The sequence below is a fragment of the Collinsella aerofaciens genome, from assembly GCF_020709435.1.
GTDB lineage: Bacteria > Actinomycetota > Coriobacteriia > Coriobacteriales > Coriobacteriaceae > Collinsella > Collinsella aerofaciens_AU.
Window position 1 is genome coordinate 1 of record NZ_JAJFDP010000009.1, and the last position, 26,313, is coordinate 26,313.

Here is a 26,313-nt window from a genome sequence, read left to right on the forward strand (position 1 = left end):
ACTTATCGGTCGATGATTTCAATCCTGCGGCTAGCCGATGTTCTTCGCAAATAAATGAGGCTTATAGGACAAAATGTGTGTCTACTTTAGGGGCATCGGCGCAGGTCGATGCCCCTTTTTCAGCCGTTTAAATTCCGTGCCCGCTTTTAACGACTCGGACAGAATGTGTGTCCGGTTGCCTATCGTTCCCTCGGGTGCTTTACCTAATATATCGCCCCGTGCGGACACGATTCTCGCTCACGACACGGCGGCAGCAAATATCACAAAGTCGCAGGTAGACGGTTCAACAGGATTCGATTTACGGGGCGATTGAACCTGGGATGGTTTGGATGTTCGTGACACCCCTTTTCCGTGTCTTAAAACGCATCTGGTGAGGTTGATTTTTCGGCCTTGACCTGCGTGGCGGCACTTTTGGGTGCTTTGGATGTGCCCTTAAGCAGTGCTTGCATCTACCAGCGCGTGAAACATTTCGACGGTAATTCGTGAAACAAATTGCGGAACTATCGCTCCAACGGGTGTTGCCGCCGCTCAACGCGAGCGGTCAGCTTGGCCCCGCAAACGGCTACTCGCCCTTCATGGCCATACAGATGGCCACCTCCTGCTGGATGCGATCGAGATCGAGCGGCAGCGCAACCGGATGATGCGTCAGACGATGGGATTTCGACATGCAGTTGTTGATGCGCACAACGGAGATCTTGTTGCCGTGATGCGCAGTCCCGATGATGCCTATGACTACTGCGACTATTTTGCCACGGTTCGTCGGGACGCTACTGTTCTCGATTTGTGGGCTGAGATTTAGAACATCTCGCCTGTTTCAATGCGTTTTTTGGGTTTATAACTGTTCGCTTTTTCGGTTGTGTCGCAGTTCACTAGTTCATTCATTACGTTCTTCGTATCGTCTGTAAATCAGTTATGCCGCGGTTACACGGCTCTATTGCTGCGTTTTGTCGTAATTCAGCAATGACATAGCCGGAACTCGCCCGCAAGTGTCGTACGCTGCCGTACAAAACTGCGTTTCGGTCGTCCGCGTACTGCCAAGGCTCTGCCCTAGTACCCGGCGCCTGCGGCGGTTGTTCATATCTGAACTGCGACACAACCGAAAAAAGCAATTACGACACTACGCAACTGTGTAATTACCGAACTACGTGATAACGACAAAACTGAAAAACGTAACTGTTGAATTGCAGAACAATGAGCTAACGTCGCGAGTGCCGGGTACTAGGGCAGAGCCCTAGCGTGCGCCGCTTGCGGCGGTACGCTGCCAGGCATTTTGTACGGCAGCGTACGACTCTTGCGGACAGATTTCAGGACCGAATAGTCCGATGTTCAATAGTTCTGTTATTACGTAGTTACATAGTGCGGCTATTCCGCTTTGTCGTTATCACGTAGTTCGGTTTTTCACTTTTTACGCCGTTCACTCATTCATTTGTTACATAGTGCCGCTATTCCGTGGCGTCACTTTTATGCCCACCGCGTGCGTATTCGACGGTGTGGGCGGCGTCTCCGAACACCTCGACTGCTGCCGCCACGAATTGCGGTGTGGTGCGCCTCGGGATATAGAAAGTTTTGTTGCCGAACACGATTGCGATCCAGGCGTTACGGTAGATGAATTGATATGCCGCCTCTCTTGAGCGCTTACCGCAGTATTCCTCTGCAATCTCGTCGATCTGCCAGAGATGGCCGAAGCCGACGATATATTCGGCGATGTACGCGCTCGTCTTGATTCGCACGCGCCGCGGGCGGCGGTACGGAGCATAGCTGCTTTTCCCGGGGTCCGCTTTAACGGGCACGGAATAGACCTCGGCTCGAGCCTTTTCAGCGACCACGCGCCGTGCATCATCGAGGCTATAACGCTTGCACAGGCGCTCGCCGTCGTCGGTCGAGCACTTCACGGTGATTGACTTGATATGCGGCGCCAGATACTTGTACGTCCATGCTCGCGACGCGCCGAACTCCCACCGCAGATCTTCAATGCTCAAGAACTCATACATCTTTTGACCTCGATTTTCTGCCGATAAACGAGAAATCCCGCAAGAGACGCATACTTGTACCCCCCATCGTAAATGTGTGTACAAGTCTGCCGCCGACCCGGGCGGTTCGGCGCTTGCCAGGGCTCCGCCCTTGGACCGGGGGAAGACACTCGCGCGCCTTGTTATTACGATAACGGACAAGGGCGAAAAGGAGCCAGTTTTCAAATTATTACGATAAAAGACACAGGTACGGCGGCGTGCGCGGTGGTGCCTGCGGGAGATTATTACGATAACGGACGCAGCGGCAAACCCTGAATCGCGCCCCTGAGACGGTGCAAAATGGCCTTGTGAGGCCATTTTGCACGCCAGCTTCGTTCGACGTCAGACATTCAAGATGTCAGACGTCGAACCTGCGTCAAAGACGCAGATGGGGCTACTAGTTGCCTACGATCGCTCGCGAAGCTCGCCTGTTCGTGCGTGAATGTCTGACAGCTCCGTCAGACATTGTCGGACATTTGATTGTTCGACAAATGCGCACGTGGTCGCGTTCGCAAAGATTGCTGAACGGTCGATGGGTGCGTTGAGACCGGAGCAAACGGCGGATGCCAGAAAAATGGCCTCACAGAATCGCACCCATGGTTGATAAAATTGACCGCCCGGGCGCAAATACCCGGGCGGTCAATTCATCCCCTCGTTCGCGATTCTGTTGGGTTTTGGGGCTTTGACATGTTGTTGACGGATGGATCAGCCGTACAGCTTGATCTCCCGGGGTTCCATGTGGTCGTCCCCCAATAAGACGTCCCTGATGTGGTCCTGTGGCAGGAACTCGACGGGCAGCACTGGGTCGTCGACGTGGCCGGGTACTGGGAGTAGGCGTGGCCTTTGGACATAGCGTAGCCGCCTGCCGGCGGTCGGACTGCCACTGAAGCCAAAAGCTCAGGCGCGCGCATTAAAATCATGGATATATCGCTTGATGGACTTTTGACCAAGCATGAACATCGCAGGTAAATCCATGTACCAATAATTGGTACATGGATTTACCTGCGGTTTGTTGAAAACTCTGACATGCGCTGCCGACTTCATTAAAATCGATTGCCAATCAAGTCTTCCTATATATGCGAGCCCTGAGAAACTGCGCTGTGAACCTGAGACAGCTATCGATCGGCCCGGTGCACCGGGCCGCTGTCCTCGAGCCGGCATCAGCTTGCCGGTCTCAAAACGTATGCGGGAACCGCGGTACCGTCAGAAAATGCAGGAGGAAATTTGACGGTCCCGTTAATAGATTTTGTGACAAGGGCATGACAGGGGGACAGGTCATTCGCCAGGTTTCTGGCAGACGATATGAGCGGGACATGGAAAATGGAAGCCCCTCCTGTATGCATATCCGCTGGTAAGGCCTGGCCCGGTTTTCACCATCACACGCGGTGACCGAGCACCCATCCAACGCCCAAGTCAAAATACTCAGTACACTGAGTGATTTCACTCACTATACTGAGTATTTTCTCAATTTGCTCAGGCTAGTTAAACAGCGGCACCTTATCGAGCAGAAAATCCTCCACGGTGCACGCCCCGGCCGCCGCTCCTCCCACGACGATCCGCTTGGCTCGCGGATACTTTTTTAGGAGCGTCGACATGCCGCTCTGGCCGGACTCTCCACCGCTTTTGACCTCGATGGCGCTCAGTGCATCATCCCTTCGCAGCACAAAGTCGACCTCTTTGACGCCTTCACGCCACCACATAACCTCAAAACCCTCTTCCGGCGCGCGCGCAAGCAGTCGTGCACCCACTGCCGATTCCACCAAATGACCCCGCCGCGCCGAATCCTCCAGCCATTCTGCACGGCCCTTATCGCCGAGCGCCGTCATAAACGCCGTGTCATAAACCATGAGCCGCGGGGTGCTTCGGCGCTTTGCGAGCTCCTTGTCACTGAACTTGGGGATCGCCGTAACCAAACCGGCCTTGCCCAGCAGGTCCAAATACCCGGCGACCGTGACCGTGTTACCGGCATCCTGCAGCTGGCCTACCATTTTTGAATACGAAAGCTCCTGTCCCGAATAGCTCGCCGCGAGCCAAAAGAGCGCGCGCATCAGCGCCGGTTTGCGGATATTCTCCAACGAGAGAACATCGCGCGAGATCGCCGGCTCGACGATCGCATCTCGGATATAGTTTCGCCAACGGGCGTCATCGGAAACCAGCGGCGCCGCACCCGGATATCCGCCGTGATAGAGATAGTCTTCAAAAGAAAAGTCAAAGGCCTCGCTGCACTCGCGATAGGACCAATGCGGCGACCGAATGAGCTCGTAACGGCCCATAAGGGATTCTTCCAAGCCCTTATGCAGCAGCAGCGACGACGATCCGGTCAACATGACCTTGAGCGGCGTCCCCTCCCGGCGATCCCGGTCGTACAATCCCTTGACGACCGTGGACCAACTCTGCACCTTTTGAATCTCATCAACAACGAAAACGGCCGGGGCCTTACCTCCAGACGTGAGGTTTCTTGCCTGTTGCCACTCGATTTGCAGCCAGCTGGCATCGGGATTCACAACATCGTCCGCATTGACCACGTGACAGGGCATGTCTACATGGTGCAACGCCTGCACGAACATGGTCGACTTTCCCGTTTGGCGGGGCCCGATTATAAATTGCATCAACGGATTATTCGTTTCCCGCATCCTCTGGGCTATCACGGCAACTTGATGGCGCTCAAACATGTCAATCTACCTCCTTGTTTCTTAAATACTCAGTATACTGAGTAAAATCACTCAGTATGCTGAGTATTTTTTGAACCGGGAGATCGAACCCGCCAACTTAACTCCCTTCACCAGCGGGTTGCCGCCGCCCCTCCGCGAGTCGAGTTTCTGGCCCTTCGTGCTCACTCGATATATAAAAACTGCCATAGCCATATCGAAAAACCGGTATGGCCGGTCCCATCATCGAACCATCGCGAACTGATACGCATCTTATTGCTCATATTCAAGGCCCTGACGTCTCAAAAGGTATGCCTCTGGGCACTCGAAAATCGAACCCTCGATGCCGTGAACGTCGAGTGCCAAAACCCAGTGTCGAAACCTCCGCGTCAATTCCCATGGGAAAATCAAATACGAGGCAGGAGGATGAAATGACACGTTACGGATATGCTCGCGTGAGCACGAAAGACCAGAGGTTGGACCGCCAGATCGAGGCTCTGGTGAACGCTGGCGTGGCCTATGGCCATATCTACAAGGACAAGGTCACGGGTGCCCAGGACGGCGACCGGACGCAGCAGAAGCGCCTGTTCAAGAAGATGCGGGCGGGCGACGAGGTGGTGGTCGAATCCTGGGAGCGCTTGACCAGATCGACCAGGCAGCTGCTCAACTATGACCTTATGTTTCGAAACCTCGGCGTGAAGCTCACGTCCCTGAAACAGCCCGTGGATCTAGATACCGCATTCGGGCGCTTCGTGCTTGGCACCCATGCTTGCACCGCGGAACTTGAGCGAGATCTGATCAGGCAACGCCAGGCCGAGGGTATCGCCGTCAAACGGAGCCACGGCGGCAACGTGGGTGGCAGGCCTCGCACAGCCGGCGTCAAAGCCGATGCCGCAGTAAGGCTCTATCTTGGAGGAGAGACTCCTATTCCCGATATTTGCGCTGCGACTGGCGTCTCCAAATCAACGCTGTACCGCATCCTTCGTGAACGTGGATTGGTGGGCGTCAGGAAATAAGTCCGTCTGTCGTTTCGCGATTTGCCTAATAGGCCCGAGTGCGGCGGCGTTACTATATAAGAGTGCGGTATTTCTCTAACCGAAAACCTGCGTGAACGCATGACTTGAGACGCCTTTTAGAACTCACCGATCGCAGGACGAACACAACTCAACAGCGGCCGCGTATTTGTTCCCAGCCGTACGGCGTGGCGGAGCCATGCCCATTGTTGATTGGAGTGTCGCACGATGACAGACGAGAGAAAAATCAGGGAGATCTACGGCGTAAAGTCCGTCCACGAGGAGGCCGCCGAACGGGCCGAGGCGACGTGGCGGGAGAAGCTACTGCGCGAGACGGCCGACCTCAGGACCGAGAATGCACTGCTCAGTGCCCAGCTTGACGAATTCAACCGTAAGCTCGTCGAGGCGACGGATCGGAATGAAAAGATTGAGGCTGACTGCAATGAGCGGATTGCCTTTATAGAGGAGAAGTTCGAACTCGATACCGCGAGACTCGAACTTGAGAACAACGAGCTCCACGCCGCGAGCGTCAGGTACCTCTCCCGTGCTAAGGGCCTCGGCAGACAGATTGTCCAACTCCATGCCGAGGCTGAGGCCATGGTCGATGAGATCGAGCGGCTGCGCGGCGAGCGTGACGCCGCACTGAAAGCCCAAGCCGACACATTCCTGGCTCAGCGCGACCTGATGGCCGAGGTCGCCGCCCTCAAGGACCGCCTTGCTGTAGCCGAACAGCGGGCGGCCGAGGCCGAGGCCAAGGTCGAGGTCATGACCCAGATGGGCTGACGGCATACGTGTTCAACGAACAAAAGCAATAGCTCAATCAAGTATTCAGTTTGGAGCAAATCATGAAAAAGCGCGTTAGCAAAAATAGCATCAGCCTGGCTCGAACTCTCGGCGTCGCCGGTCTTTTGGCGGTTGCCCTGGTTACGACCTCTGGATGCATTCGTACAGACAATCGCCAGTCGGAAGGCCAGGTTTCCAATTCCGATAGCTCGCAGGAAGACGGCGCAGTTTACGGCAAGATGGAGTATTCGGTCACTGCCGTCGAGGTGCATGATTCCTCGTTTGGCGATGGCGGGAAGGTCGCCGTTGTTCGATGGCGTGCCACCAACAATCGAACTGCAGATTCCTTTGCCGATGGAAGCTACATTACGGCCTATCAGAATAAGCAGATGCTTTCTCGCGGTTTTGCCGCCGATTTGCAGGAAGACCACTTCTCTTCGCAAGGGCTTGCGCCGGGAGGCGAATGCGACGGTATATCGGTCTTCGAGCTTAAAGACATGTTCCCCATTGAAGTGAAGATCGACGGGGTCGGGGCTGGATCGAACTCTCTCGACCAGACCTTTGAATTGGAGTAGACCGCATAGCATCTCAGTTCTAGAACTGAGAACTGGGCATAGCGTCTTCGATCGGCACGATGTCTCGGTAGATAAGGCGGTGCCTGTCGTCGCGCCATTCGTCGCCGTGGTAGTGGCCGAAGAACCAGGCGCGGTAGCCGAGCTGCCCGTCGAGCTCGGCAAGGAATCGTTGCAGCTGGTCGTCCAGATACTCGCGTTCGCGCTCCCGGCACAGCTTCTCTGCCAGGTCGGCAGGAGCCTCGTGAGTCACCACGTAGTCGACCTTCCAGCCCACGCGGTCGAGCGAGGTGCGGCATTGCCACATCTCTTCCTCGCTCGGCATCTCCTCGGGCCACCAGCTCCTCCCCTCCTTGCGATACTGCCTGTCGTTGCTCGTGGCGCCGCCCATGGCAAGGACTGTGAGCCCGTCGATATCGAACACCTCTCCGCGCATCAGGTGCAGCACGTGCGGTCGCGCCTCATGGACGAGCCCACCGTTCCACTCCCGCACCGGCAGCTCAGCCAGGGCGTGGTAGTTCTCATGATTGCCGTCCACGAAACACGTGGTCCACGGCTTCGACTCGAACCAGTCAAGCCAGTATTTCTCGGCGTTGGATCCAACCCAGACAAAGCCGAAGTCGCCGGCCACGATCACCACGTCATCGCGCGTCAGAGTCCGGCCCAGCGGCCAAGACCTGAAGGCGAACCTGCTGGCCCCGTACTCGGCCCTGCCGTGCACGTCTCCTGTCACATAGATAGCCATCAGTACGCACCCCACGGCAGGAGTTTATCCCCGAGCCTCACGATCCGGTCGTACAGCACGGTATGACGTTCGTCCGGGTTGCCGTCTCGGTGAAAATGGCCGTAATACCAGCGCTTGTAGTCCAGGCGATCCTCGAGCTCGTCGAGGAATCCGGTCAGCCGGTCCACATCAGGACGCTCCCAGCCTGGGCCCGGGTAGAGCGTCGGCGAGAGCATGCGCGTCGAGCAGGTATGGGTGATGACGCAGTCGACCTTCCAGCCGACCTCGTCGAGCCTCGCCCGTGCGGCATCGAAATCGCGCTCGTCCGGGAGCTCCTGCGGCCACCACGAGCTGTACGGGATGCGGTACGCCCTGTCGACGCTCGTCGCCCCGCCCATGGTGAAGACCGTCTTCCCGTCGAGCTCGAAGACCTCCCCGCGCATGAGGCGGCGGATGGACGAAGTATCCGACAGGCGCTGCGTCAGCCCGCCGTGCCACGGCTCCATGGGGCGCTCCGCCCAGTGGTCGAAGCGCTCGTGGTTGCCGTCGACGAAGAGAACCGTGTAGGGGCGCGACTCCATCCAGGCGATATCGGCGCATTCCTCGGCAGAGAAGTCCCACGGAAAGCCAAAGTCGCCGGCGATGATCAGATAGTCGTCGCTGCCAAGGCTATCCCCAAGCTCCCAGTCGCGGAGCTTTTGCATGTCGAGCCCACCGTGGATGTCGCCTGTCACATAGACCGTCATCGGATCGCCTCTTTCCGCTTGTAAGCCGCCAGCTCGCGTTCGACCTGCCTGTCACCGGTCTCGTTGACCCACCAGGGCCATTTCACCCGGCCGCACGGCTCGTCGACCCCGGCGAACCATTCCCTCAGCCCGTCGAGGCTCACCGGGGAGTGCCCGTTGGCGTCGCAGCCCACGTCGTAGCGCAGGAGCCCCTGCTTGCGGTTGAACTCGTTGTACGCGCCGCCGCTGCTGTGGATGTGCCCGTGGAGGTGCCACGATCCATGGCTCATGCCCTGCCAGTCGGCCATGGGGTAATGGCACAGGACGATCTTCTGCCCGTCGATCTTGAGCACGCAGATCGGCGGTTCCACGGTGAACGCGCCCGCGACCGCCGGCTGGGTCCAGTCCTTGTCATGGTTTCCCGGGACGAGGTGGATGCGCCTGCAGGCGATCCGCTTACGCAGCCCGTATGCGTCCTGGGCGGTCATCTTGAATGAGAAATCCCCCAGGATGTAGAGCTCGTCATCCACGGCGACCCTGCCGTTGATGTTGTCGACGATGGCATCGTTCATCTGCCAAATCGTCTCCCACGGCCGGTCCGTGAACTTCAGGACGTTCTCGTGCCCGAAGTGCGTGTCACTGGTGAACCAGATCATTCCATTGTCTCCTTGTCGCTAAATACCGTTCTCCTTTGCGCAATTGAGGAGACGTATTTTGAGCGACATGAGGCGTTCGAACCTCATGTTCTGTGCTCCAATCTGCCGGATTGTTCCAGCTAAAACTTTAAAACCTCGTGCGGGCAGAAAACCGTGTCCCGTTTGTAGGGTCATAGTATAGGCACTGTTAGAACTAATAGCCCAAATCCGTTGCCAACTAGCCACTATTGGCAACTATTAGGCCTTTTAGACAGCCGAACTGACTAATAGCCGCTATTTGTTAGGCCGTTTTGCAACCACGAGCGCTGCCGTGGATTCTTGATACGGCGCATCGACAACAGCAATGTCAAGCGGGTAGAATGGTGCCGACGGCAGCCCAAGTCGTAGGAAGCTGGGCAGAGCCGTTGCTTTGAAGAGTTAGGTCACCGCCTTAGCGACGGTGACCTTTCTTTTTGGGCTTCGAACCCTGCTTGAGTGCCTTGGAAAGGCCGACGAGGGCCGTGAGGAGCGAGACCAGGGCGGTCAGGAGCTTCACGAACTCGGTGAAATCGGTCATGGGCATCACCTCCCATCGGATGGAGGGCTCTGCCCGGCACGAGGACTGCCGACAGCGCTGCTGATTCTAGCAGAGCGTCATTCTTCTTCGATCAATCCGTGCTCCACTCCCTCGCCGGAATCCAGTCTTTCCGCAGCTCGACGAAGGTGTTCTTGATTCCCGCGACCCCAAAACGGATCGTCTTCGCGCTCGTCACGGGCCTTGAGCTTGCCCCTGGCTCTCTCGACGGCCTCGCCAGTCGCTTGCCGCCGAACCTCATCCTTAACTTCCTCGCCGATCTCCCCAAATTCCAACGCCGGCCCGTTCTTGCTCACCGGTCCGTACATGCTCGGCCCTCCCCTGCTCGCGACCTGTTTTCCAGCCAAGACCGTACTCGCTATTGCTTCTAATAGCTTGAACAGCTCTTCATCCGGCCACTATTAGCAACTATTAGTCCAAATCCTCCAGCCCAGCAGCCAATAACCACCATTAGCCCAGCTAAACGACCAAAACAAATCGCCCGGTGCACAGAATCTGAACAGTCACGAGACGCGTTGAACTCAACATGCGCGGCCTGTCCCGCGTGGACAGCTACAGGGTCGTCTGCGTCGCCGGCCCTGTTGCCATTCAATCAGCTGCATAATATACAGGCAGGTCTCCCGAGTACTCCCGTCGCCCTAGTGCGTTGCCATTCAAAGCAACGAGTAACGCTTGGGTAAGAGGGCCCACCTTCACTCTTGGTGAATCACTCGCCGCCCCTGTGCCCTTTTCGGCAATTTCCTGTATCCCTTTTGGAAACTCGAGTGCCTATCTGGCCGACGAAAAGATTTAGCGAATTTAGGTGTACCACTCTGTGTTAGTTTGTATTTTAGACAGTATTTGTGATACGCTTTGTTTCAATCAGTAGTGGTACGATTTCGTTTGTTCAACGAAGGAGGTAATTGTCTATGGCAGTGGCCGAGGAGAAGAAAAGAATCCAGGTTACTCTGCCTCTCGAAATTTGGCGTGATCTCGATGACTACGCGAAGAGCCGCGGTGTAGCTAAGTCGTCTATGGCGGCGATCGCTATCGCCGAGTTTTTGGAGCGTGTTAAAGAGCAAAAATAGATATGAAAAAAGCCCCCTACCGCCAAGTAAGAAGGGCTTTTTCCATGTTCAAATGTGGCTTTCTGGCCTGTTACCTGCAATCCTAGCACACGTATGCTTCGATTTGGGTCCCTATGTTGAAGTACTACCAAAATACTATGGCATCACTTCGACTGATGGCTAGATAGCCTCAATGAGAGGCTAGTTTATGGATACCAGAAATTTAAAACCGGACGCGGGCGGTGGCTATCCGTGGGACACGGATAGCCACCCGTCCGGCCCCGCAAGCCCGTCTGGAATGGGGGCGGCGTCCGATTTCGCGAATCAGGCCGTCACAGATGCCGCCATGCCCAATAGTGAGAGTCACCGCGAAGCACTTCGCCGGGCATCGGATGAATCGTCCCGTGTCGCCCACATGGTGCAGGATATGGTCAGCGAGAAGGTCGCGATCATCAAGCCGCCGTGGATGCTCGAGCTCGGTTTGCCTAGACTTGACACCGATATCATGGGGCGGATTTGGTCGTTCCAGCGCAAGGACGTTTACAAATCCACCTGCTACATCAGCCTTGCCACCATGGCGGCGGACGTCAACTCGGATCGGTCGAACGTCAAGAAGAGAATCGATAAGCTCGTCGAACTCGGTCTTTTGATTAAGTCGCCGCGTGGTAATAACAAATCTGTTGAGTACCGGCTCGATATGACGGCGATCGCTAAGCGCAGGCTCGAAGTCGAGGAGGATAGGAAAAAGCAACGCGCCGAGAATTCGGCGAAACGCAAAGCTCAGTGGGACGCAAAGCATTCTGCCTAGTTTGAAGGGCTATGGGTTGTATGAACCCATAGCCCTATTTCTTTTTCTTACAAACTATGGGTTGAAAGAACCTACAGTATAGCTATGGGTTGTTTTAACCCATAGTTTGGCGAAAAATCATTTTATTGATAGGGGGTTAAATAACGGTTCTTCAGCAAGACTATTGGTTAGGACAACCCATAGTCTTGCTGACAGAGATCGCGGACGCTTTTCCGTGACGGTATAGCTATGGGTTGAAAGAACCCATAGACAATTTAAGCCACTTTTCTGCTATGGGTTAATCCAACCCATAGAAAGCGATCGAAAAATGCCAAAAAGTACCGGAATAGTTATTTCAACCCATAGTTTGAGCCTGTGTTAACCGGGGCCAACTTATCAACTATGGGTTGTCTCATGAGACTATGGGTTGAAATAACCCATGCCAACTATGGGTTCAGTTAACCCATGCACTATGGGTTGAAATAACCACAACTATGGGTTGAAATAACCACAACTATGGGTTCATACAACCCACCAAGTCTGACTAGAGTGAATAAGATTCACTTAGTCTGAGCTCAAGGGAGAAACGGAGAAATCTACCAGAAAGCATTTAATGATCGAACGATATACAAACAAGGAGATCCTTCGTCCTTGCCCTCCGTTCGGCTACGCCTCACTCCGCGTCGCCTGTGGCTCCTTGGCGCTCGCTACGCTCGCACTCCGGTCGCCTTCGGCTCCCTGCGCGTCGGCTGCGCCTCCTTGCCCTCCGCGCGCTTGCGCACGCTCCGCGTCGCCTGCGGCTCCTTGGCATGGCCTTCGGCCAAAAGTGTGGGGGCTCCGCCCCAACTCCCCACCCACGTTCTTGCCAATCCCCGGCGCCGGCGTCGCCTTCGGCTCCCCGGGCGACCTATCGCACTCAGTCGCAACCCGTCCAATTCGGCAATGAATGCCGAATCCGATTCCCGGTCGATCGTGATACCGGTATTCAGTCAACCTTGCACAGAATACCGCTAGAAGGTCACAGAATTGAAAATAGGACGCCTTATTGGTGGGGTTTGACCGTTTTCTCATTGCTATATAAAACGAGGTCTTAAATCGGCTCTCAGTGTCCTAAAAAGAGACAGGAGCACCTTTCGATACCCCTGTCCTGATCCTCTTGGGCTTCCATTTTGTCACAACGTTAAGAACGTTACGTCGTTCTCTTCGTTAAAACCCGTTTTCGGCAAGGTACTCGTCGAACAGCTCACGTGCGATGTCGGAAACGGACTTGTCCTCCTCGAGTGCGGCCTGCTTCAAGCGCTTGCGATAGCTCTCGGGAACGTAGACAGACAGCTGTACAAGCCTCTCAGATGCCCCTTCAGCGCCTTTTTTGGGGCGCCCGGCTTTCCGTACCTGCGGAGCGGGTTTCTGGGACTCAGATGCGCTCTCAACGATTTTCTGCTGCCTCTCCTCGGCCTTCTCCGCGGCGACGTCGAAGTAGGAGGTCGATTTCTTGAACTTTCCGGCCATTACAGGACCCCCTCGATCTCGTCCAGGATGTTTTCGATTGCCAGGGCTGCCTTGCCGCTCTTCGCGATTTCGTACACGGGCTTGCCCAGGGCCGCGCCCTGCTTGAAGGCCGCTGCGGTCGGAACGGTGCCCAGCACGGGCAAGTCATCGGCTTCGAGTAGTTCGAGGAACTGGCGGTCGACCGTCTGGTTTGCCGCGAAGTTGTTGACGATGATTGCGAAGGACAAATCGGGATTGGCCTCGGTGATGACCTTGATCGTGCGTTTCATCGGCTTTAGGCCGAGGGTGCCTGGCTGGACCGGGATGATCGCGATGTCGGCGTTTTTCGCGTACGTGGCCGTCTCGTCACTCAGGAAACCCGGCGTGTCGATGACGTTTACGGCGTTCTCGTCGTCGAGCAGGTTCTTCTCGTGGTTCGCGCCGCCCTGAGGGTCGAGATTGCCGAATCCGACTTTGTGGCCGCGGCGCTCGAGACCCCAGGCGATCTCGTCGGCGAACGTCGTCTTGCCGACGCCGCCCTTCTGATTGACTAGCAGGATGTTCGTCGCCATGTCCTCCCCTTTCTGAAATAGCATAGTCATATATTATCACATTAACATGTGACTATATTAAGCGATTATAAATCGCAGGTAAAAATATATGAGCATGTTAAGCAATTAGTATAGTACTACGCTACCGTGCTCATGACTGTGGGTTGGTTTAACCTATAGTCATGCTAAAGTTGCCAAAAGGGGCACAAAGGCCAATACGTTTGCGCAGTGCCGGCACAGCGACCTAGCATCGTATGCACCGGCGGAATCATCGCAGGCCTGCAAGGAGAGCATATCCACGGGCTCGTGGTCGCCGGAGGCCTCGTGATGCAGCACGCGCCGGGCGGCGACTGGAAGCGCGTCGATTGGGATGCACTTGCTGCCTGGCTCGACAGATACGGTTACAAGGTCGCTGATTGCGAGACGGAGACCCTTCCGACCGCCGACGCGGCGAGGCGGTTACGCGAGTGGGAACACAAGGGTAAAAATGCATCGCGCTGAACCAGTGAGTCAGTATCCTTTAGTGTTAGATGATGGATATTGAAATTAATTAGCGAGATAATGTGCATATCTCATAATGTATGCGTTTCACCATGAGAGAGGGGTCTGTCATGAGCTGGAAACCGAGAAAATGCGTTATCGCCGGTCTCGTGACAACCGGTCCTGGCAGCGGCTTGTTTGCAACCGCAATGACATCGTACCGACTTTTCACTTACATGTTCTAAAAGGCAGTTGCCATGCTGTCGCAAAATCAATCGAGATACTTGGCCACAATCGGCTTTGCCCTGCTTGCATTACTCTTTGCTAGCGACCTTTTGCTGAAACCGCCCAAGGAACTCGTTTCGCTTGCCATATCCTGCATTTCCGCCCTTTACTTTACGGCAACCCTATTCGTCGGACTAAAGGAGAGGAAAAAAGGCGCAGTCGCCGCATCTGCCGTATGCGTGGTCATAGCCATTGCCTCATTCTTTATCTGACACATTGGTGATTTAGGGGCGATATCGTAGGAATACGACCGGGAGAGCCGGGACCAGATTGCCCGGGTCGCCCGGTCGTATTCCGCCCCGCGCCGCAGACGGCGCTCCGATTGCGCCGAGGCGTGACGCGCGTGGGATCTTACCTATTTGTATTACGCGACCGCGAGGTGCCTCTTCTGCATGCGGGACTCCGTCAGGTACATGTTGATGATGACCTGATAGGAGACGTCCGTGCGGGCGGCCTCCGCCTTGAAGTAGTCGATGTTCTCGCCGTCGGTGTTCATGGTGACGCGGTGAGGCGATTCGAGCTCTAATACATAAGGTCCCAGCTTGTAATACGTGAGCATATGACTACATTAACATGGCCATGTATTATCGAGCGTCTGCTGCGCCGGATTCGCCCGTCTGTTATCTTGGGATCGACAGTTTCTTGCGAGGAGGCAGACATGTACCAGAATGTCTTTGGATCCGATGGTCAGATCCATCTTGAGGACCAGGTCGGATGCCAGCGCTTCGACCTAACGACGGGTGAGGTGAAGACGGTCATCCCGACTGCTAAGAATATGAGCAACGTCTTCGGCAAGGATGGCGTGGAGACGGAGATTCAGGTGGGGCAGATGCGCCAAACACTGGGCAAACCAGGATTTGATTGGCTGTTTAATAAGCGCTAACGGTTGAGTTGTCGCAGCATAATCGCAGCTGTAAATAGGTGACCATATGACTATGCTAACATGTGCGTACAGTCATATGGTCACAGTTGTAGATCGGTTTAATCTGTGGCCCTTAAGCTGAAGCCGCCTCAACGAACCGTGACTGACGAAAGGAAAAAAAGGGGAATCCCTTTTGCGGGATTCCCCTTTCCGAGTCGTTATGCGATTTGCCCTTAGACCTGCTCGCGGCGCTTCTTTTGATCGAGGAAGACGCCGGCTGCCACGAGGACGGTACCGCCGATGGCGAACGTCTCGCCGATGAGTCCCGCGCGGTCACCGGTCTGGGCGAGGCTACCGGGCTGGGCGGTATCCGTGCCGGCGAGGTGCTTCGGGGCGTATGCCGCCTGCTGCTTTGCCGCCTCCTCTGCCTCCTGTCGTGCGATCTCATCGGAAAGCTTCTGCTCCGCCGCGATGCGGTCGGACTTCGCCTGCTCGTAGGCGGCGAGTGCCGCATCGTAGCCGGGCTGGAGCTCGTCCACCGCGGCCTGCTTCTCGTCCAAGATGGCCTTGGCGGGCGCGACCTTGGCGCGTGCCTCGACTGCTGCGGCGAAAAGCGCGTTGAGGGCGTCATCCGCGTTCACATCATGGCCGGAAGCGATCGCCGCACCGGCATCGATGGAGTTCAGCTTCGACAGTTTGGCGTCTGCCTGCGCCTTCGCCTGTTCGGCGGCGGAGACCAGGGACTCGGCGGCGATGGTATCCGCCTTCGCGGCATCGAGGGCGGCCTTGGTGTCATTGACGGCCTTTACTGCATCCTGCTCGCGCTGCTGTGCCTCTGCGAGCTTCGCGGCAAGACCGGTGAGGATGTCGAGGTTCGACTGTGCGTCATCGAGATCGGTCTGGGAGTCGGTAAGCTTGTCGGCGGCAACGCCGGTGTCGACCTTTGCGGCATCGACGGCACGCTGTGCATCCGCGAGGGCGCGTGCGGTGGCGTCCGCCTTTTGCTCGGCGGCGGCGAGGACGGTCGCCTTCTCGACCTGATCGGCTGTCGCCGCGTCATGGACGCTCTTTGCTGTATCGAGTGCCTTCTTGGCGTCGGCGACGTCTTGGAAGAACTTCGCGAGATCGGCGTTCGCATCGTCCACGCCCTGCTGCTTGGATGCGGTGTCCGCCTTGGCGGAGTCCAGCTTGGACTGTGCGGTCGTTACGGCTGCGTTGGCGGCATCAAAGGCGACCTGCTTCTGCTGGACGGTCGACTTTGCCGTATCGACTGCCGCGTTGGCGGCATCGAGGTCCGATTTCGCCGCATCAAGCTCGATCTGGGCATCCGTGACGCCCTGCTGCTTGGCGGCGACATCAGCCTTGGCTACATCGACGGCACGCTGGGCATCGGTGACATCCTGCTTCGCGGCATCGACACCTGTCTGTGCGGCATCGAAGGCATCCTGCTTCTGCTGGACGGTTGCTGCGGCGCCGGCGGCTGCCTGCTGCTTGGCTGCGAGATCGGCCTTGGCTGCGTCGAGTGCGCTCTTGGCGTTCTTCAGGCCGTTGATGTAGGAGGTCAGCTTCTGCTCGTACTCGTCGACGGAGATAGCTCCGGTATTCCAGCCCGAACCGGCCCAACCGCCGTATTGCAGCGTGAGCGAGAACGTCAAACGGGTGTCATCGTTCAGACCGCATCCCATGACAGCATAGTCAGGGTTGATGATGTTCATGTAATGACCGATACGGTAGTAATCGAACTTGTCCTGGTTGGCGTACCAGAAGTCGTAGGCGTCCTTTCCGGAAAGATTCGTCGCACCAAGGGATGCTGCAGTCTTGTCAAACAGATCCTTTTCCTGATAGATCCAGGCCTTGCAGGGGTCGCGATAGCTCCAGGCAAGGTTTTCACCGACATCGAACTGCTGGGCATGCTCTACATTTTTCGTCGAATAGTTTGCATCTGCAATCGCTGCCGCAATGAGCTTATAGCTTACCTCAAGCTCGGAAAGACCGACGGACTTACGGTAGGCGTTCACGTTCTTCATGACCGTGATGGACGAAAGCATGTTTTCAAGGCCCGTTGCGTCGAGACTGTTTCCGATCTCGGTGTAGTCTTTGTACGTGCAGTTCTGGATGATCTCGATGGCTGAATCGGCACCCATGGCACGGAAGAAGCCGATGGCTCCCTGCTTGAGCTGCGCGTCGGCGGAATCGAGTTTCGCCTGGGCCTCGTCGACCTTCTGCTGCGCGGCGGTCACGGCGGCGTCAGCGGTATCCTTTGCGGTCTTGGCGTTCGCGAGCTCTACGTCGGCGGCTGCCTTGGCGGACTCAGCGTCCTTGACAGCCTGCTTCGCTGCATCCAGCTTGGCGACGGCGTCGACGTTCGCCTGCTTGGCGGCATCGAGGTCGGCGTTCGCGGCATCGAGTGCGGACTGGGCGGCGTTCACGCCGGATTCGGCATCGGTCGCGGCCTGCTGCTTCGCGGAGAGGGACGCCTGGGCATCATTCAGTTCGGTCTGTGCCGTTGCTGCAGCGGACTGCGCCTGCTCGAGCTCGGACTCGCACTGGGACTGTGTCGCTTGTGCGGCAGCGAGGGCTGCCTCTGCGTCCGCGACCTTCTGTTTTGCCGCATCGTACTCCGGGCCGCTCGCGCCTGCCTCCGCTGCGGCGAGGTCTGCTTTCGCCTTCTCGTAGGCGGCGCTGGCGGCTGCGGCCTTCGCATCCGCCGCGTCCTTGTTCTGCTGGGCTGCGGCGAGGACGGCATCGGCGGAATCCTTTGCAGACTGGGCCGCAACCAGCTTGGACTGGGCATCGGCAAGCGTCGCGTTGGCGTTGGCGAGGCCGGCCTGTGCCCTTTCCACGGCAGCCTGGGCGTCGCGCACGGCCTGTTCGGCGGCACTGATTGCCTCCGGGGTGGCGCCTACGGCATCGGCCTTGGCTTTATCGAGGGCGTCCTTGGCATCTTGGGCCGCCTTGAGGGCGGACTGGTACGCTTCGTCCTTCTCGGATGCATCCGCCTTGGCGTCTGCGAGACCTGCCTTCGCCTGCTCGAGGTCCTTGCCGGCGGCATCGGCGGCGTCCTTGCCCTCCGCGACCTGACGGGCGTACTCGTCCATTGCCGCTCGGTCGGCTGCCGCGCCGGCGCTGACTGCCGAATCGTAGGATGCCTTGGCCTGGTCGCGGGCGGAAGCCGCCTCGTTGTAGGGGCCGGCGGCCTCATCGTAGGATGCCTTGGCGGCGTCCTCCTTCGCCTTCGCCTCGTCGACTGCCTTCTGCAGGTCCGCGATGGTCTGTGCGGCGGATTTCGCGCCGGTACCGGATGCCGCGCCGGCGTGGGCGGCGATCGGCGACATCACGGCGGGGTGCTGCGTGCCCCCGTCACCGGTCTGGGCGAATGCCGTGAACGGTGAGATGAGGCTCGATCCGGTCATGGCGGCCATGGTCGCCGCGGTGACGGTCAGACGCGCGATCCCCTTCGGAGTGTGAATCTTTTTGCTTGGCAGTGCGGCGAAGTGATCTCCACCGGCAGCGAAGTGCTTTCCCTGAGTCATTGCTATTCCATTCCTTTTCCGTGCCATATCCGACTAGGCATCAGAGCTCTTTCCAATAGAGATAATTATGCGCCTTAACTGGGATTATTGTATATAGTCCGTTGGCATAAATACAACAATCCATGACTCTTTTTGTCATGGATACGAAGACGCTTCAGAAATCATTCGGCATGAGATGCAAAGAGCTCCGCGCTGGACTCGGGTGCAGCCAGGAGCAGTTCGCCAATTTGATTGAAATGGATCGATCCTACTACGCGAGCATTGAAGTCGGGCGGCGTAATGTCAGCCTCTCAAATCTCAAGAAGATTGCCGACGGATTTCAAATCAGCATTGCTGAACTCATGAGAGGCGTCAGCTAAATTTATCCGTCTCATAGTTCACAGTGGGTCTCGTTGATTAGTGCCTTAAGAAAATGGAAATCGTCCCAACGAACTATCGTCAATCGTCCCAATAAATTACCGTCAATCGTCCCAATAAGTAATCGTTATTTGTCCCAACGACGCAGATAGACGCTATAATTTCAAATGAATGATTGGAGGGAAAGCCGATGGATAGGTATATAGGACGTTGTGTTGACTGCTTGGTCGAGCGCGACCTTGGCATTTTTGGTGCAGTGCTCATTCAGGGGCCGAAATGGTGTGGAAAGACAACGACAGCTCAGAGATTTGCCGAGTCATCGTTATCTCTCTCCGACCCATCTGGCGGTTTTGCGGCCCTCCAGCTCGCTCGTCTCGATCCGGCCCAAGCAATTGTCGGACCGACCCCGAGGCTTGTCGACGAATGGCAGGAAGAACCGAAGCTATGGGATGCCGTGCGATTCGAATGCGATGTCAGGGGAGGGGAGCCAGGACAGTTCATTCTCACCGGATCTGCGACGCCGCGAGCCGAGAACCAGCCGATGCACAGCGGTGTGGGTCGAATCGCCCGTTTGCGGATGGATACCATGACGCTTTTCGAGCTCGGTATTTCGTCGGGAGCGGTCTCGCTTGGTGCGCTGCTCGATGGCGATTCCGTTGCGGCGTCACTCGGATCCATCGCCGGTATCGCCGGTATCGCGGATTTGCTCTGCCGCGGCGGTTGGCCCCAAGCGGTCGGTAAGACAACTGCCGACGCAATGCGGATAGCCGCCGCCTATATTGACGGTGTTTGCGAGTCTGACGTTTCGAGGGCGGATGGAGTGAAACGTGACCCGGTTAAGGTAAGGGCCTTGCTCTCGTCGCTTGCACGCAATGAATCGACTCTTGCCGGCATGAGGTCCATCGAAAGGGATTTGGGCGTTGACGTCTCAAAGAATACGATTACCGGCTACATGGACGCGCTGCGCCGTATCAATATCGTCGACGATGTCCCCGCGTGGCATCCGGCTCTCAGGTCGCCGGTGAAGTTGCGGCAGGGCGCGAAGCGGCACCTTGCGGACTCATCGCTCGCCGTCGCCCTCATCGGTGCGGATCCGGAGTCGTTGTCATCCGATCCGAAGACCCTTGGCTTGCTCTTCGAATCCCTTGTGCTGCACGATCTCAAGGTTTACGCGGCGGCCAGCGATGCGACCGTATCTCACTACCACGACGCTGACGACCTAGAGGTCGACGCGATTGTCCATCGTCGTGACGGCTCGTGGGTTGCCGTTGAGGTTAAGCTCGGGAGCCCCCAAGTCCCAGAGGCAGTGGAAAATCTGCTTCGACTTGAGCGAAAGCTGGTCGATCGCGGGGAGAGGCCGCCTGCGGCGAAACTCATCGTCATCGGGTTTGGTATGCCGGCTCACGTAACTAGCGAAGGCATCGTTATCGCTCCGGTCGATACGCTTGGTGTCTAAAAACAGCGCATCGCTATTCTGAGATCTAAAGCCTGAAGCTCAAAATCTCATCGCCTGGTTCTTCGTTAAACGGACGTTAGGGTGCCACCATTACACCAACATTTTCGACGCGATCGCGCTGGAGCTGGCGTCGGCATCCGTGTAGTGGAAAGCCGGGACCGCCTTGCGCGGAGAGGCAGTACCGTTCTTGTAGAACGACAGTACTAACTATGTTCAGTACTCAAAACCGACACCAAGGTAGAAAAACAGCGCCCCTTTTTGTTATAGAGCCCCAACGTTTAATCCCTTTCTTTATCTGTTGCTTTCCATATTTTCGAGCCTTCTGCCATTCCTACGGGCGAAGAACAAGGTTTTTTCAAGCCAATGCTTCACAGGGATTTTTTACAGAATTCGTATCATTCTCGCTGCCTACCCTCTTGTACATCAAGCCCTTAAAGTTCATGAAGGAGCAGAAGCATGTATGTTGATGCATGGGGCTCGATCCTATACAAAGATATCGGTATATCTCCATTGCCAGCGCAGTTCCCACGAGAGTGTTCGTAAAACAAATTGAACCCTTTGGCACGGGCATGTGGACTATGTTTTCTTCGGCTTGCTGGAGGAAAGAGAGATAGGATTTCATATCGTTCTTCTTTTCGAGAATAGGCCCAATTTCTCCATCAGCTACTCCAACAGCACAAAATGCACAGGGAATGTCCTTTTCTATACATGCTTCAAGAACTATTGATCTGGGATTGACCCCTTCCCCACAGTCTGCTGCGCAAACAAGCATTGAAGTCCTCGAAGGAACGCAACGCATGAGATCTTCGGCAGAGCGGACGTAAGACGCAACTGGATTAAGCGAAAGATCCGGATAGCGATTGACAAGTGTTTTGGAAACTGCCTCTACTTTTGCTTCTCCTATTTCGTCGGGACCAACAAGAAACTGACGATTTACGTTTGACCTCTCAACTCGATCCCCGTCGATTAATGTAAAATGCCGAACTCCAGCAGCAGCCAAATGCTCCACCACCACCTGCCCTATGCCGCCCATACCAACGATGGCAAGATGAACGGCACCGATTTGCTTAAGTAATGTCAGCGGAGCGTCGGAATAATAAGACAAAAAGCGAGCTGTCCTCGAGCGGGGTGATTCTAGCTCGTATTCTTCAGTTTCTAGAAAACCAAGTTCGTTGAGCCTTAGCAAGAATCGTTGCTCGCGAGCTTCAAGGTTCGTCTCATCTATCATATTTTGTTTGGCGAGCTGTTCAAAAAGATTCGTACTCAAATCAGAGATTTTGACCCTCACTCGCGATTTTAATCCTTGCAATATAAGTTCGTTGGAATCTCTCCTGATATAAGCACTATCGTTCCAATAGAACATTTAATATCCTTTCCCTCAAGCCTTCTTCTGGAAAAGTGTTTCGCATGAAGAAGGCGCTGGAGAGTCGTCCGATCGGCAGAAAACACGCAGCCTCGCCAAACAGTTCGACGGCTCTCTCGTTAAACGCCTGGCGCGAAATCATGCCAGAAAAATACCTGCTCAAAACCGATAAATACTTTTGGAGACGCATTCGGTTGCCCAAGCCCGTCAGTAGTGCGAGTTGATAGTAGATAAAAATAGGGTCATTGAAAGTATTCGGAATTAAAAGCAGGTGCACATCCGCCCGATCCGATTGAGGAGAGAAATAATCACTCGACATGAGCTTTGGATAATACCTGCCTGACGATGATAATTGAAGCGCTATAAGTTTTACAATCTTTTTATTGGGGTAGTATTTGTCGCATGAAATTGAAAATTTCGCAGCCATCTCTCTTTGTTCATCGGATTTATTCACGCCGTAATCGAAGGAAGGGTCTTTCAGTTTCGGCGACAGAAGTCTTCTGATTGCCTCTGTGTCAATGAGAGAGAGGATGTTCCTACGTCCTTCTTCGTCAGCGAAATAGGGAGAGTGCTTGTTTGAAAAAACGATAAAAGCCTCTATGCCAGATAATCCATGGTGCAGCCGCGCGCTCTTGCAATAGCGCTCAATTAATAAGGGCATGTTTGTATTACAGCTTGCCATGGTTCTTCCGAGAAGAAAACACAAGACGTCAATCCATCTATTCTCGATGCGCTTTATCGTCATAGTCTGAGTGCACGCAGCGCTGCTCAGTTTGACTTCCTGCCTTCCGATTCGCGTAACAGAAAAATCATTGACACAAAAATAGTGAGAAGAGAGGAGATGTAAAAATGGTCCCACCCTTCCTCCGGTCCGGAATGCAATGGACAGCGACTTTGCATGATTGCTTAGCGAATAGCAGTGACCATCAATTACATCTATTCTCAAAAAGAAAGTCTTTAGAAAGCCGCTGCAATTGTGATGGACGTAGTCAAGCTTCCTCCCCAACTCGACAATATGCTCATTATCATGTCGACTTGTAAACCTAATCGTCCTGTCATCATATTCAACTTCGAAAAAAGGGGAATGAGGGCATCCCGATGCATCGAGTATTACTGGAACCCCGGCGATACGCTGAATGATTTGTGACGAATAGTCATGTCCATCAAGAAGGCTCGACGCTTCGGGCAGCTCGTCAATCGATATATCAATTCTTGGAGACATGTATTCCTACCATTTTTAAAGAAACAACGGCGGTAATTGCTATCGCGATTGCGCCAATAACACCGAGCGCTATCTGAATGGGATATAACCCCAACACATATCCAAATATGGAGAAAAACATTGCAGAAAAGAGAGCCCTTACCAGAGACGCGACGGAAAGGATCGTCGCGCGGAGATCGTCCGCTATCGCGTCTTGGATTAAGTTTTCCGAAGTGATGTACACCACTTCTGGGAGGAAACAAAGCACCATGCTAAGGCCAAACAAGCACAGAGGATTTGAAGCGAGCCACGGAAGAATCAAGAAAAGGCCAGCCTCGATTAGCATCGAGCCGAGCATGGTATTTCTTTTCCCGAAACGCGATGAGAAGAAATCTGCTGCAATGTAGGCCGTTGCATTTACTGCATAGGATGCACCGAAAAAGATTCCTATTATGGAGACGGGAGCATGAAACGCATCGAATACCAACTGATTCAAGTTGTAATAACTCCCGTAGAATCCGTCGAGCATGCTTGTGCCGATTAGGAGAAGCAATATAGCAAAAGCGGATTCTCCAACGCACCAGGTTTCACGTCTGAAGATCTTGGCTACGTCAAACCTTTCCTCCCCAGAGCTTTCAGAACGGGTCGTTTCCGTCCTCTCAATGGGATACAGAAGGGAAAGCTGCAGAAGATAGAAAACGGAGACGCATACGTAGAGGGCACTCCAAGATACTTGGGCAATGAAAGATCCGAGTACGATTGCCGCTCCCGTCGCGATTGATTGCGCGGCAAGCAGCCGAGCATTGATGGTGAGAAAGCGCTCTTCTTGACCGGAGTTTCGGACAATTTCATATAAAAGTGCTTGTTCTGATCCCGATTGAAGGGAGTAGGCGAGTGCCTCAACAAGGGAAAGCACGACGAGAAAAGGGCCTGAAAGCAACAGCATGCCAGCTGTATGGAAGAAAAGCAGCAGCACGCCCACTTGAATCGAAAACTTCTTTCCAAAGAAATCGCCTACCAGCCCTGTTGGTAGCTCGAGGACGACCGTTGCGATGTTGAACAGGGCTTGATAAAGCGCGATTTCCGTGACAGACATTCCTTTCTCCGCAAGGAAAAGTAGAAACACTCCCCGATTTAAAACAAATCCCGCGAGAACGAAAAAGGCGGAATAGATGTGCAGCTGCGCAGTGGCATCCTTATTCATTTGGCACTCCTAACGACTATTTTTGTCGGGGTGCTCGCCACTGATTCGAAGCCTGAAATATTCATAGTCTCAATGAAGAGCTGATAAAGCTTTTGAACAGGGTATCGATAGAATAGGACATCCTGCGCTCTTTCTTCTCGACGAACTATTGCCAGCCGGTCGATTTCGAAACAAGAAACCGCATAATACACCCCAGCTTGATCTAGAGTTGCCGTATAGCTTTCTGCAACGGCAAATGCATCACGATCGCGACACATTTCAAAAATATCTTCAATGCTTTTACCATCTCGATGAATCATAAGGTAGGTTGCGAATTTGAAATGGTTTATCAAATCAAAATACGTATCAGCACGCGCGAGCACGTCAAGAATGTCGTAATTTTCATTCCTGACTGTGTATAGATGATTGAAATGAAGAGGTGACAGGCTGTTCGGGTCAATTCCGGCAGCAAGTAAATCTAAGTAATACTGAGATTCTTTTACGATGATATAATCATCCTCATTCAACCCTTGAGCAACATCAGTAAGAGGCTCTGGGCTCATATAGGAAAAGTCAACGTTTGACATAAAACTGGTCGACGCGACTTCTTGAGCAAGGGCAAGGGTATCGAGTACTTCGGAATATGTTTCTTCTGGAAAACCGATGATAAAATTGGTTTCGAATCTCAAGCCAGAAGAAATGATGGATTTTACCGTAGGAACTACTTTTTTAAGATTCAAGTTCTTCCGGCAGATTCGCTGCATTCTTTGCGAGCCAGTTTCCAAGCCAACAAATACGGAGATACATCCGGTTGCCTTAAGTAGGCCAATGATCTCGGGAGTTATCGTATCGATTCGTCCCTCACAGTTGTATTTGAAATCATAATCCATTGCATATTTTTTGACTGCAAATTCAAAGAAGTACTTGTGCGATGCTAAAAAGTTATCATGATTATAGTTAATTGAAGAAAGAGTGCCGGTTTTTGCCATGCAATCGTAGACATGCTGCGAGGTTTCGAGCAGTTTGTCGACATTAAGAAATCGCGCTTTCTGACCGAGAAGCACTCGGGATGAGCAATAGTAGCAATTAAACGGGCAACCTCTACCTGCCTCAATGTTGACCACGTTCATGCCGTATGAATTGGAGTAGTCGAGTTCCGGAAGGTTGTTAATGTCGTATTCAACCAACTCGCATAATCCAGAATCCCCGGTTTTAGAAATCGAATTTTTAGGTAAATCGCCCTGAGCGCCGCAAGCAATATATTCGAGTAGAAGCGGGAGGGTTTCTTCCCCATCAAAGATCAATAGAAAGTCAACCTCGGGACAATCCTGAAAAACCATTTCTCGAAGTGAAGTGATCTGGGGACCACCAAAAATAATAACCGATTCGGGGTGCACCCGTTTAATGATCTTCGCTATCATGATGCCCCAGATATAAGAGGCGTTCATGATCGAAACACCAAAAACAGGGGATTCGATTGCTTTTATTTCGTCGGAGAACCACCGATAGATTTCTTTTGAAAAAGTCTTTTCCTCTTCGAGGAACTTGCGTTGAAAGTCAATAACGTGAGTTGAAAATCCCGCTGCTTCAGAAACGGCCCTTAGATTCAAGATAGCCAGATTGTCAACAAGGGTCTTCCTGTAGTGATTCACCGGATTGATCAGAGTGAAATCAACCTTCAACTTGAGTCCCTTTCTTTCGGGCGAATAGGAATCGCCTCCGTCACATTAAACGGAGGCGATTGTGTTCTCAGACCTTAGCAGCGGCGCTGTATAACCTGATCAACATCAATGCCGAAGTCCAGAAGTTCTTCAACAGTGATCTCGATGTCGGAAGCCGATTTATTGCTGGTCTGCTCGATTTCCTCCTTCTCCATTTTCGTCACCTCCTTTTCATGTACGAGTTAACAAAAAGACTAGTGGCTTTCCGGAAACAGCCAGGCTCAATGCTAAACGATGATTTTAGATTCAACGTCGGGATCAGTTGTTTTTATGAATATGATGCCAACGCACGAACA

General features: G+C 54.3%; 23 protein-coding genes. 8 read left to right on the forward strand and 15 right to left on the reverse strand.

Annotated features, from left to right (window positions below; genetic code table 11):
• Window positions 1-1,442: 1,442 nt before the first annotated feature.
• Together LK493_RS06590 and LK493_RS06595 are read right to left on the reverse strand one after the other, a co-directional pair.
• Window positions 1,443-1,991, reverse strand: a complete 549-nt coding sequence (locus tag LK493_RS06590) for a hypothetical protein (protein ID WP_227790520.1) — start codon at window positions 1,989-1,991, stop codon at window positions 1,443-1,445.
• Between the two features lie 1,496 nt (window positions 1,992-3,487).
• Window positions 3,488-4,681: an ATP-binding protein gene (locus LK493_RS06595; RefSeq protein WP_227790521.1), complete on the reverse strand. Its 1,194-nt coding sequence runs from the start codon at window positions 4,679-4,681 to the stop codon at window positions 3,488-3,490.
• Window positions 4,682-5,088: 407 nt separating this feature from the next.
• On the opposite strand from LK493_RS06595, the gene LK493_RS06600 reads away from it, so the two are divergent.
• The 3 genes from LK493_RS06600 (at window position 5,089) to LK493_RS06610 (ending at window position 7,028) form a co-directional block, all read left to right on the forward strand.
• Window positions 5,089-5,673, forward strand: a complete 585-nt coding sequence (locus tag LK493_RS06600) for a recombinase family protein (RefSeq protein WP_055287572.1) — start codon at window positions 5,089-5,091, stop codon at window positions 5,671-5,673.
• A gap of 225 nt (window positions 5,674-5,898) precedes the next feature.
• On the forward strand, window positions 5,899-6,453 hold the full coding sequence (locus LK493_RS06605; protein ID WP_195246851.1) for a hypothetical protein: 555 nt from the start codon (window positions 5,899-5,901) through the stop codon (window positions 6,451-6,453).
• A 62-nt stretch (window positions 6,454-6,515) separates the two neighbouring features.
• Entirely contained in the window at window positions 6,516-7,028 is a 513-nt protein-coding gene (locus tag LK493_RS06610; protein WP_195246848.1) for a DUF5067 domain-containing protein, read from the forward strand.
• Between the two features lie 19 nt (window positions 7,029-7,047).
• Here the strand turns inward: LK493_RS06610 and LK493_RS06615 are convergent, their stop codons facing one another.
• The 5 genes from LK493_RS06615 to LK493_RS06630 form a co-directional block, all read right to left on the reverse strand.
• On the reverse strand, window positions 7,048-7,770 hold the full coding sequence (locus tag LK493_RS06615) for a metallophosphoesterase family protein (protein WP_227790522.1): 723 nt from the start codon (window positions 7,768-7,770) through the stop codon (window positions 7,048-7,050).
• A complete protein-coding gene (locus LK493_RS06620; protein WP_195246847.1) occupies window positions 7,770-8,495 on the reverse strand; it encodes a metallophosphoesterase family protein in 726 nt (241 codons plus the stop codon). The genes LK493_RS06615 and LK493_RS06620 overlap by 1 nt, the downstream gene beginning before the upstream one ends.
• Window positions 8,492-9,130: a hypothetical protein gene (locus LK493_RS06625; protein ID WP_152068154.1), complete on the reverse strand. Its 639-nt coding sequence runs from the start codon at window positions 9,128-9,130 to the stop codon at window positions 8,492-8,494. The genes LK493_RS06620 and LK493_RS06625 overlap by 4 nt, the downstream gene beginning before the upstream one ends.
• 430 nt (window positions 9,131-9,560) lie before the next feature.
• Window positions 9,561-9,686, reverse strand: a complete 126-nt coding sequence (locus LK493_RS10235) for a hypothetical protein (protein WP_256637919.1) — start codon at window positions 9,684-9,686, stop codon at window positions 9,561-9,563.
• A gap of 77 nt (window positions 9,687-9,763) precedes the next feature.
• Window positions 9,764-10,012, reverse strand: coding sequence for a hypothetical protein (locus LK493_RS06630; protein WP_155086624.1), 249 nt, complete (start codon window positions 10,010-10,012; stop codon window positions 9,764-9,766).
• A 600-nt stretch (window positions 10,013-10,612) separates the two neighbouring features.
• Here LK493_RS06630 and LK493_RS06635 point away from each other — a divergent pair.
• Both LK493_RS06635 and LK493_RS06640 read left to right on the forward strand, forming a co-directional pair.
• Complete coding sequence (locus LK493_RS06635) at window positions 10,613-10,771, forward strand: ribbon-helix-helix domain-containing protein (protein WP_082421961.1); 159 nt, start codon at window positions 10,613-10,615, stop codon at window positions 10,769-10,771.
• Between the two features lie 187 nt (window positions 10,772-10,958).
• Window positions 10,959-11,558, forward strand: a complete 600-nt coding sequence (locus LK493_RS06640; protein ID WP_195246845.1) for a helix-turn-helix domain-containing protein — start codon at window positions 10,959-10,961, stop codon at window positions 11,556-11,558.
• Window positions 11,559-12,743: 1,185 nt separating this feature from the next.
• On the opposite strand, the gene LK493_RS06645 is transcribed toward LK493_RS06640, so the two are convergent.
• The 3 genes from LK493_RS06645 to LK493_RS06655 all read right to left on the reverse strand — a co-directional run bounded on the left by LK493_RS06645 (window position 12,744) and on the right by LK493_RS06655 (window position 14,900).
• Complete coding sequence (locus LK493_RS06645; RefSeq protein ID WP_155086615.1) at window positions 12,744-13,046, reverse strand: ribbon-helix-helix protein, CopG family; 303 nt, start codon at window positions 13,044-13,046, stop codon at window positions 12,744-12,746.
• The gene (locus tag LK493_RS06650; RefSeq protein ID WP_195246877.1) at window positions 13,046-13,597 is read right to left on the reverse strand and encodes a ParA family protein; all 552 of its coding nucleotides are present in this window, start codon (window positions 13,595-13,597) and stop codon (window positions 13,046-13,048) included. Before LK493_RS06650 ends, LK493_RS06645 begins: the two co-directional genes overlap by 1 nt.
• 1,108 nt (window positions 13,598-14,705) lie before the next feature.
• Window positions 14,706-14,900: a hypothetical protein gene (locus LK493_RS06655; RefSeq protein WP_227790523.1), complete on the reverse strand. Its 195-nt coding sequence runs from the start codon at window positions 14,898-14,900 to the stop codon at window positions 14,706-14,708.
• A gap of 99 nt (window positions 14,901-14,999) precedes the next feature.
• On the opposite strand from LK493_RS06655, the gene LK493_RS06660 reads away from it, so the two are divergent.
• Window positions 15,000-15,224 carry a hypothetical protein gene (locus LK493_RS06660; protein ID WP_227790524.1) on the forward strand — a complete coding sequence of 75 codons (225 nt, stop codon included), beginning with the start codon at window positions 15,000-15,002 and terminating at the stop codon, window positions 15,222-15,224.
• Window positions 15,225-15,436: 212 nt separating this feature from the next.
• Here LK493_RS06660 and LK493_RS06665 read toward each other — a convergent pair whose 3' ends face one another.
• Window positions 15,437-18,736 (reverse strand): CAP domain-containing protein, encoded by a 3,300-nt coding sequence (locus tag LK493_RS06665; RefSeq protein WP_227790525.1) that lies wholly within the window; start codon window positions 18,734-18,736, stop codon window positions 15,437-15,439.
• 137 nt (window positions 18,737-18,873) lie between these two features.
• Between LK493_RS06665 and LK493_RS06670 the strand changes: the two genes are divergently transcribed.
• Both LK493_RS06670 and LK493_RS06675 read left to right on the forward strand, forming a co-directional pair.
• The gene (locus LK493_RS06670) at window positions 18,874-19,095 is read left to right on the forward strand and encodes a helix-turn-helix domain-containing protein (RefSeq protein ID WP_205215037.1); all 222 of its coding nucleotides are present in this window, start codon (window positions 18,874-18,876) and stop codon (window positions 19,093-19,095) included.
• Window positions 19,096-19,283: 188 nt separating this feature from the next.
• The gene (locus LK493_RS06675; protein WP_227790526.1) at window positions 19,284-20,549 is read left to right on the forward strand and encodes an ATP-binding protein; all 1,266 of its coding nucleotides are present in this window, start codon (window positions 19,284-19,286) and stop codon (window positions 20,547-20,549) included.
• A gap of 355 nt (window positions 20,550-20,904) precedes the next feature.
• Here the strand turns inward: LK493_RS06675 and LK493_RS06680 are convergent, their stop codons facing one another.
• From LK493_RS06680 to LK493_RS06695, 4 genes are read right to left on the reverse strand one after another with little or no spacing between them, the layout of a single operon-like run.
• Window positions 20,905-21,912: a ThiF family adenylyltransferase gene (locus LK493_RS06680; protein ID WP_195246872.1), complete on the reverse strand. Its 1,008-nt coding sequence runs from the start codon at window positions 21,910-21,912 to the stop codon at window positions 20,905-20,907.
• Window positions 21,893-23,134, reverse strand: a complete 1,242-nt coding sequence (locus tag LK493_RS06685) for a hypothetical protein (RefSeq protein WP_227790527.1) — start codon at window positions 23,132-23,134, stop codon at window positions 21,893-21,895. Before LK493_RS06685 ends, LK493_RS06680 begins: the two co-directional genes overlap by 20 nt.
• Entirely contained in the window at window positions 23,118-24,317 is a 1,200-nt protein-coding gene (locus tag LK493_RS06690; RefSeq protein WP_227790528.1) for an MFS transporter, read from the reverse strand. Before LK493_RS06690 ends, LK493_RS06685 begins: the two co-directional genes overlap by 17 nt.
• The gene (locus LK493_RS06695) at window positions 24,314-25,978 is read right to left on the reverse strand and encodes a B12-binding domain-containing radical SAM protein (protein ID WP_195246866.1); all 1,665 of its coding nucleotides are present in this window, start codon (window positions 25,976-25,978) and stop codon (window positions 24,314-24,316) included. Before LK493_RS06695 ends, LK493_RS06690 begins: the two co-directional genes overlap by 4 nt.
• Window positions 25,979-26,313 lie beyond the last annotated feature (335 nt).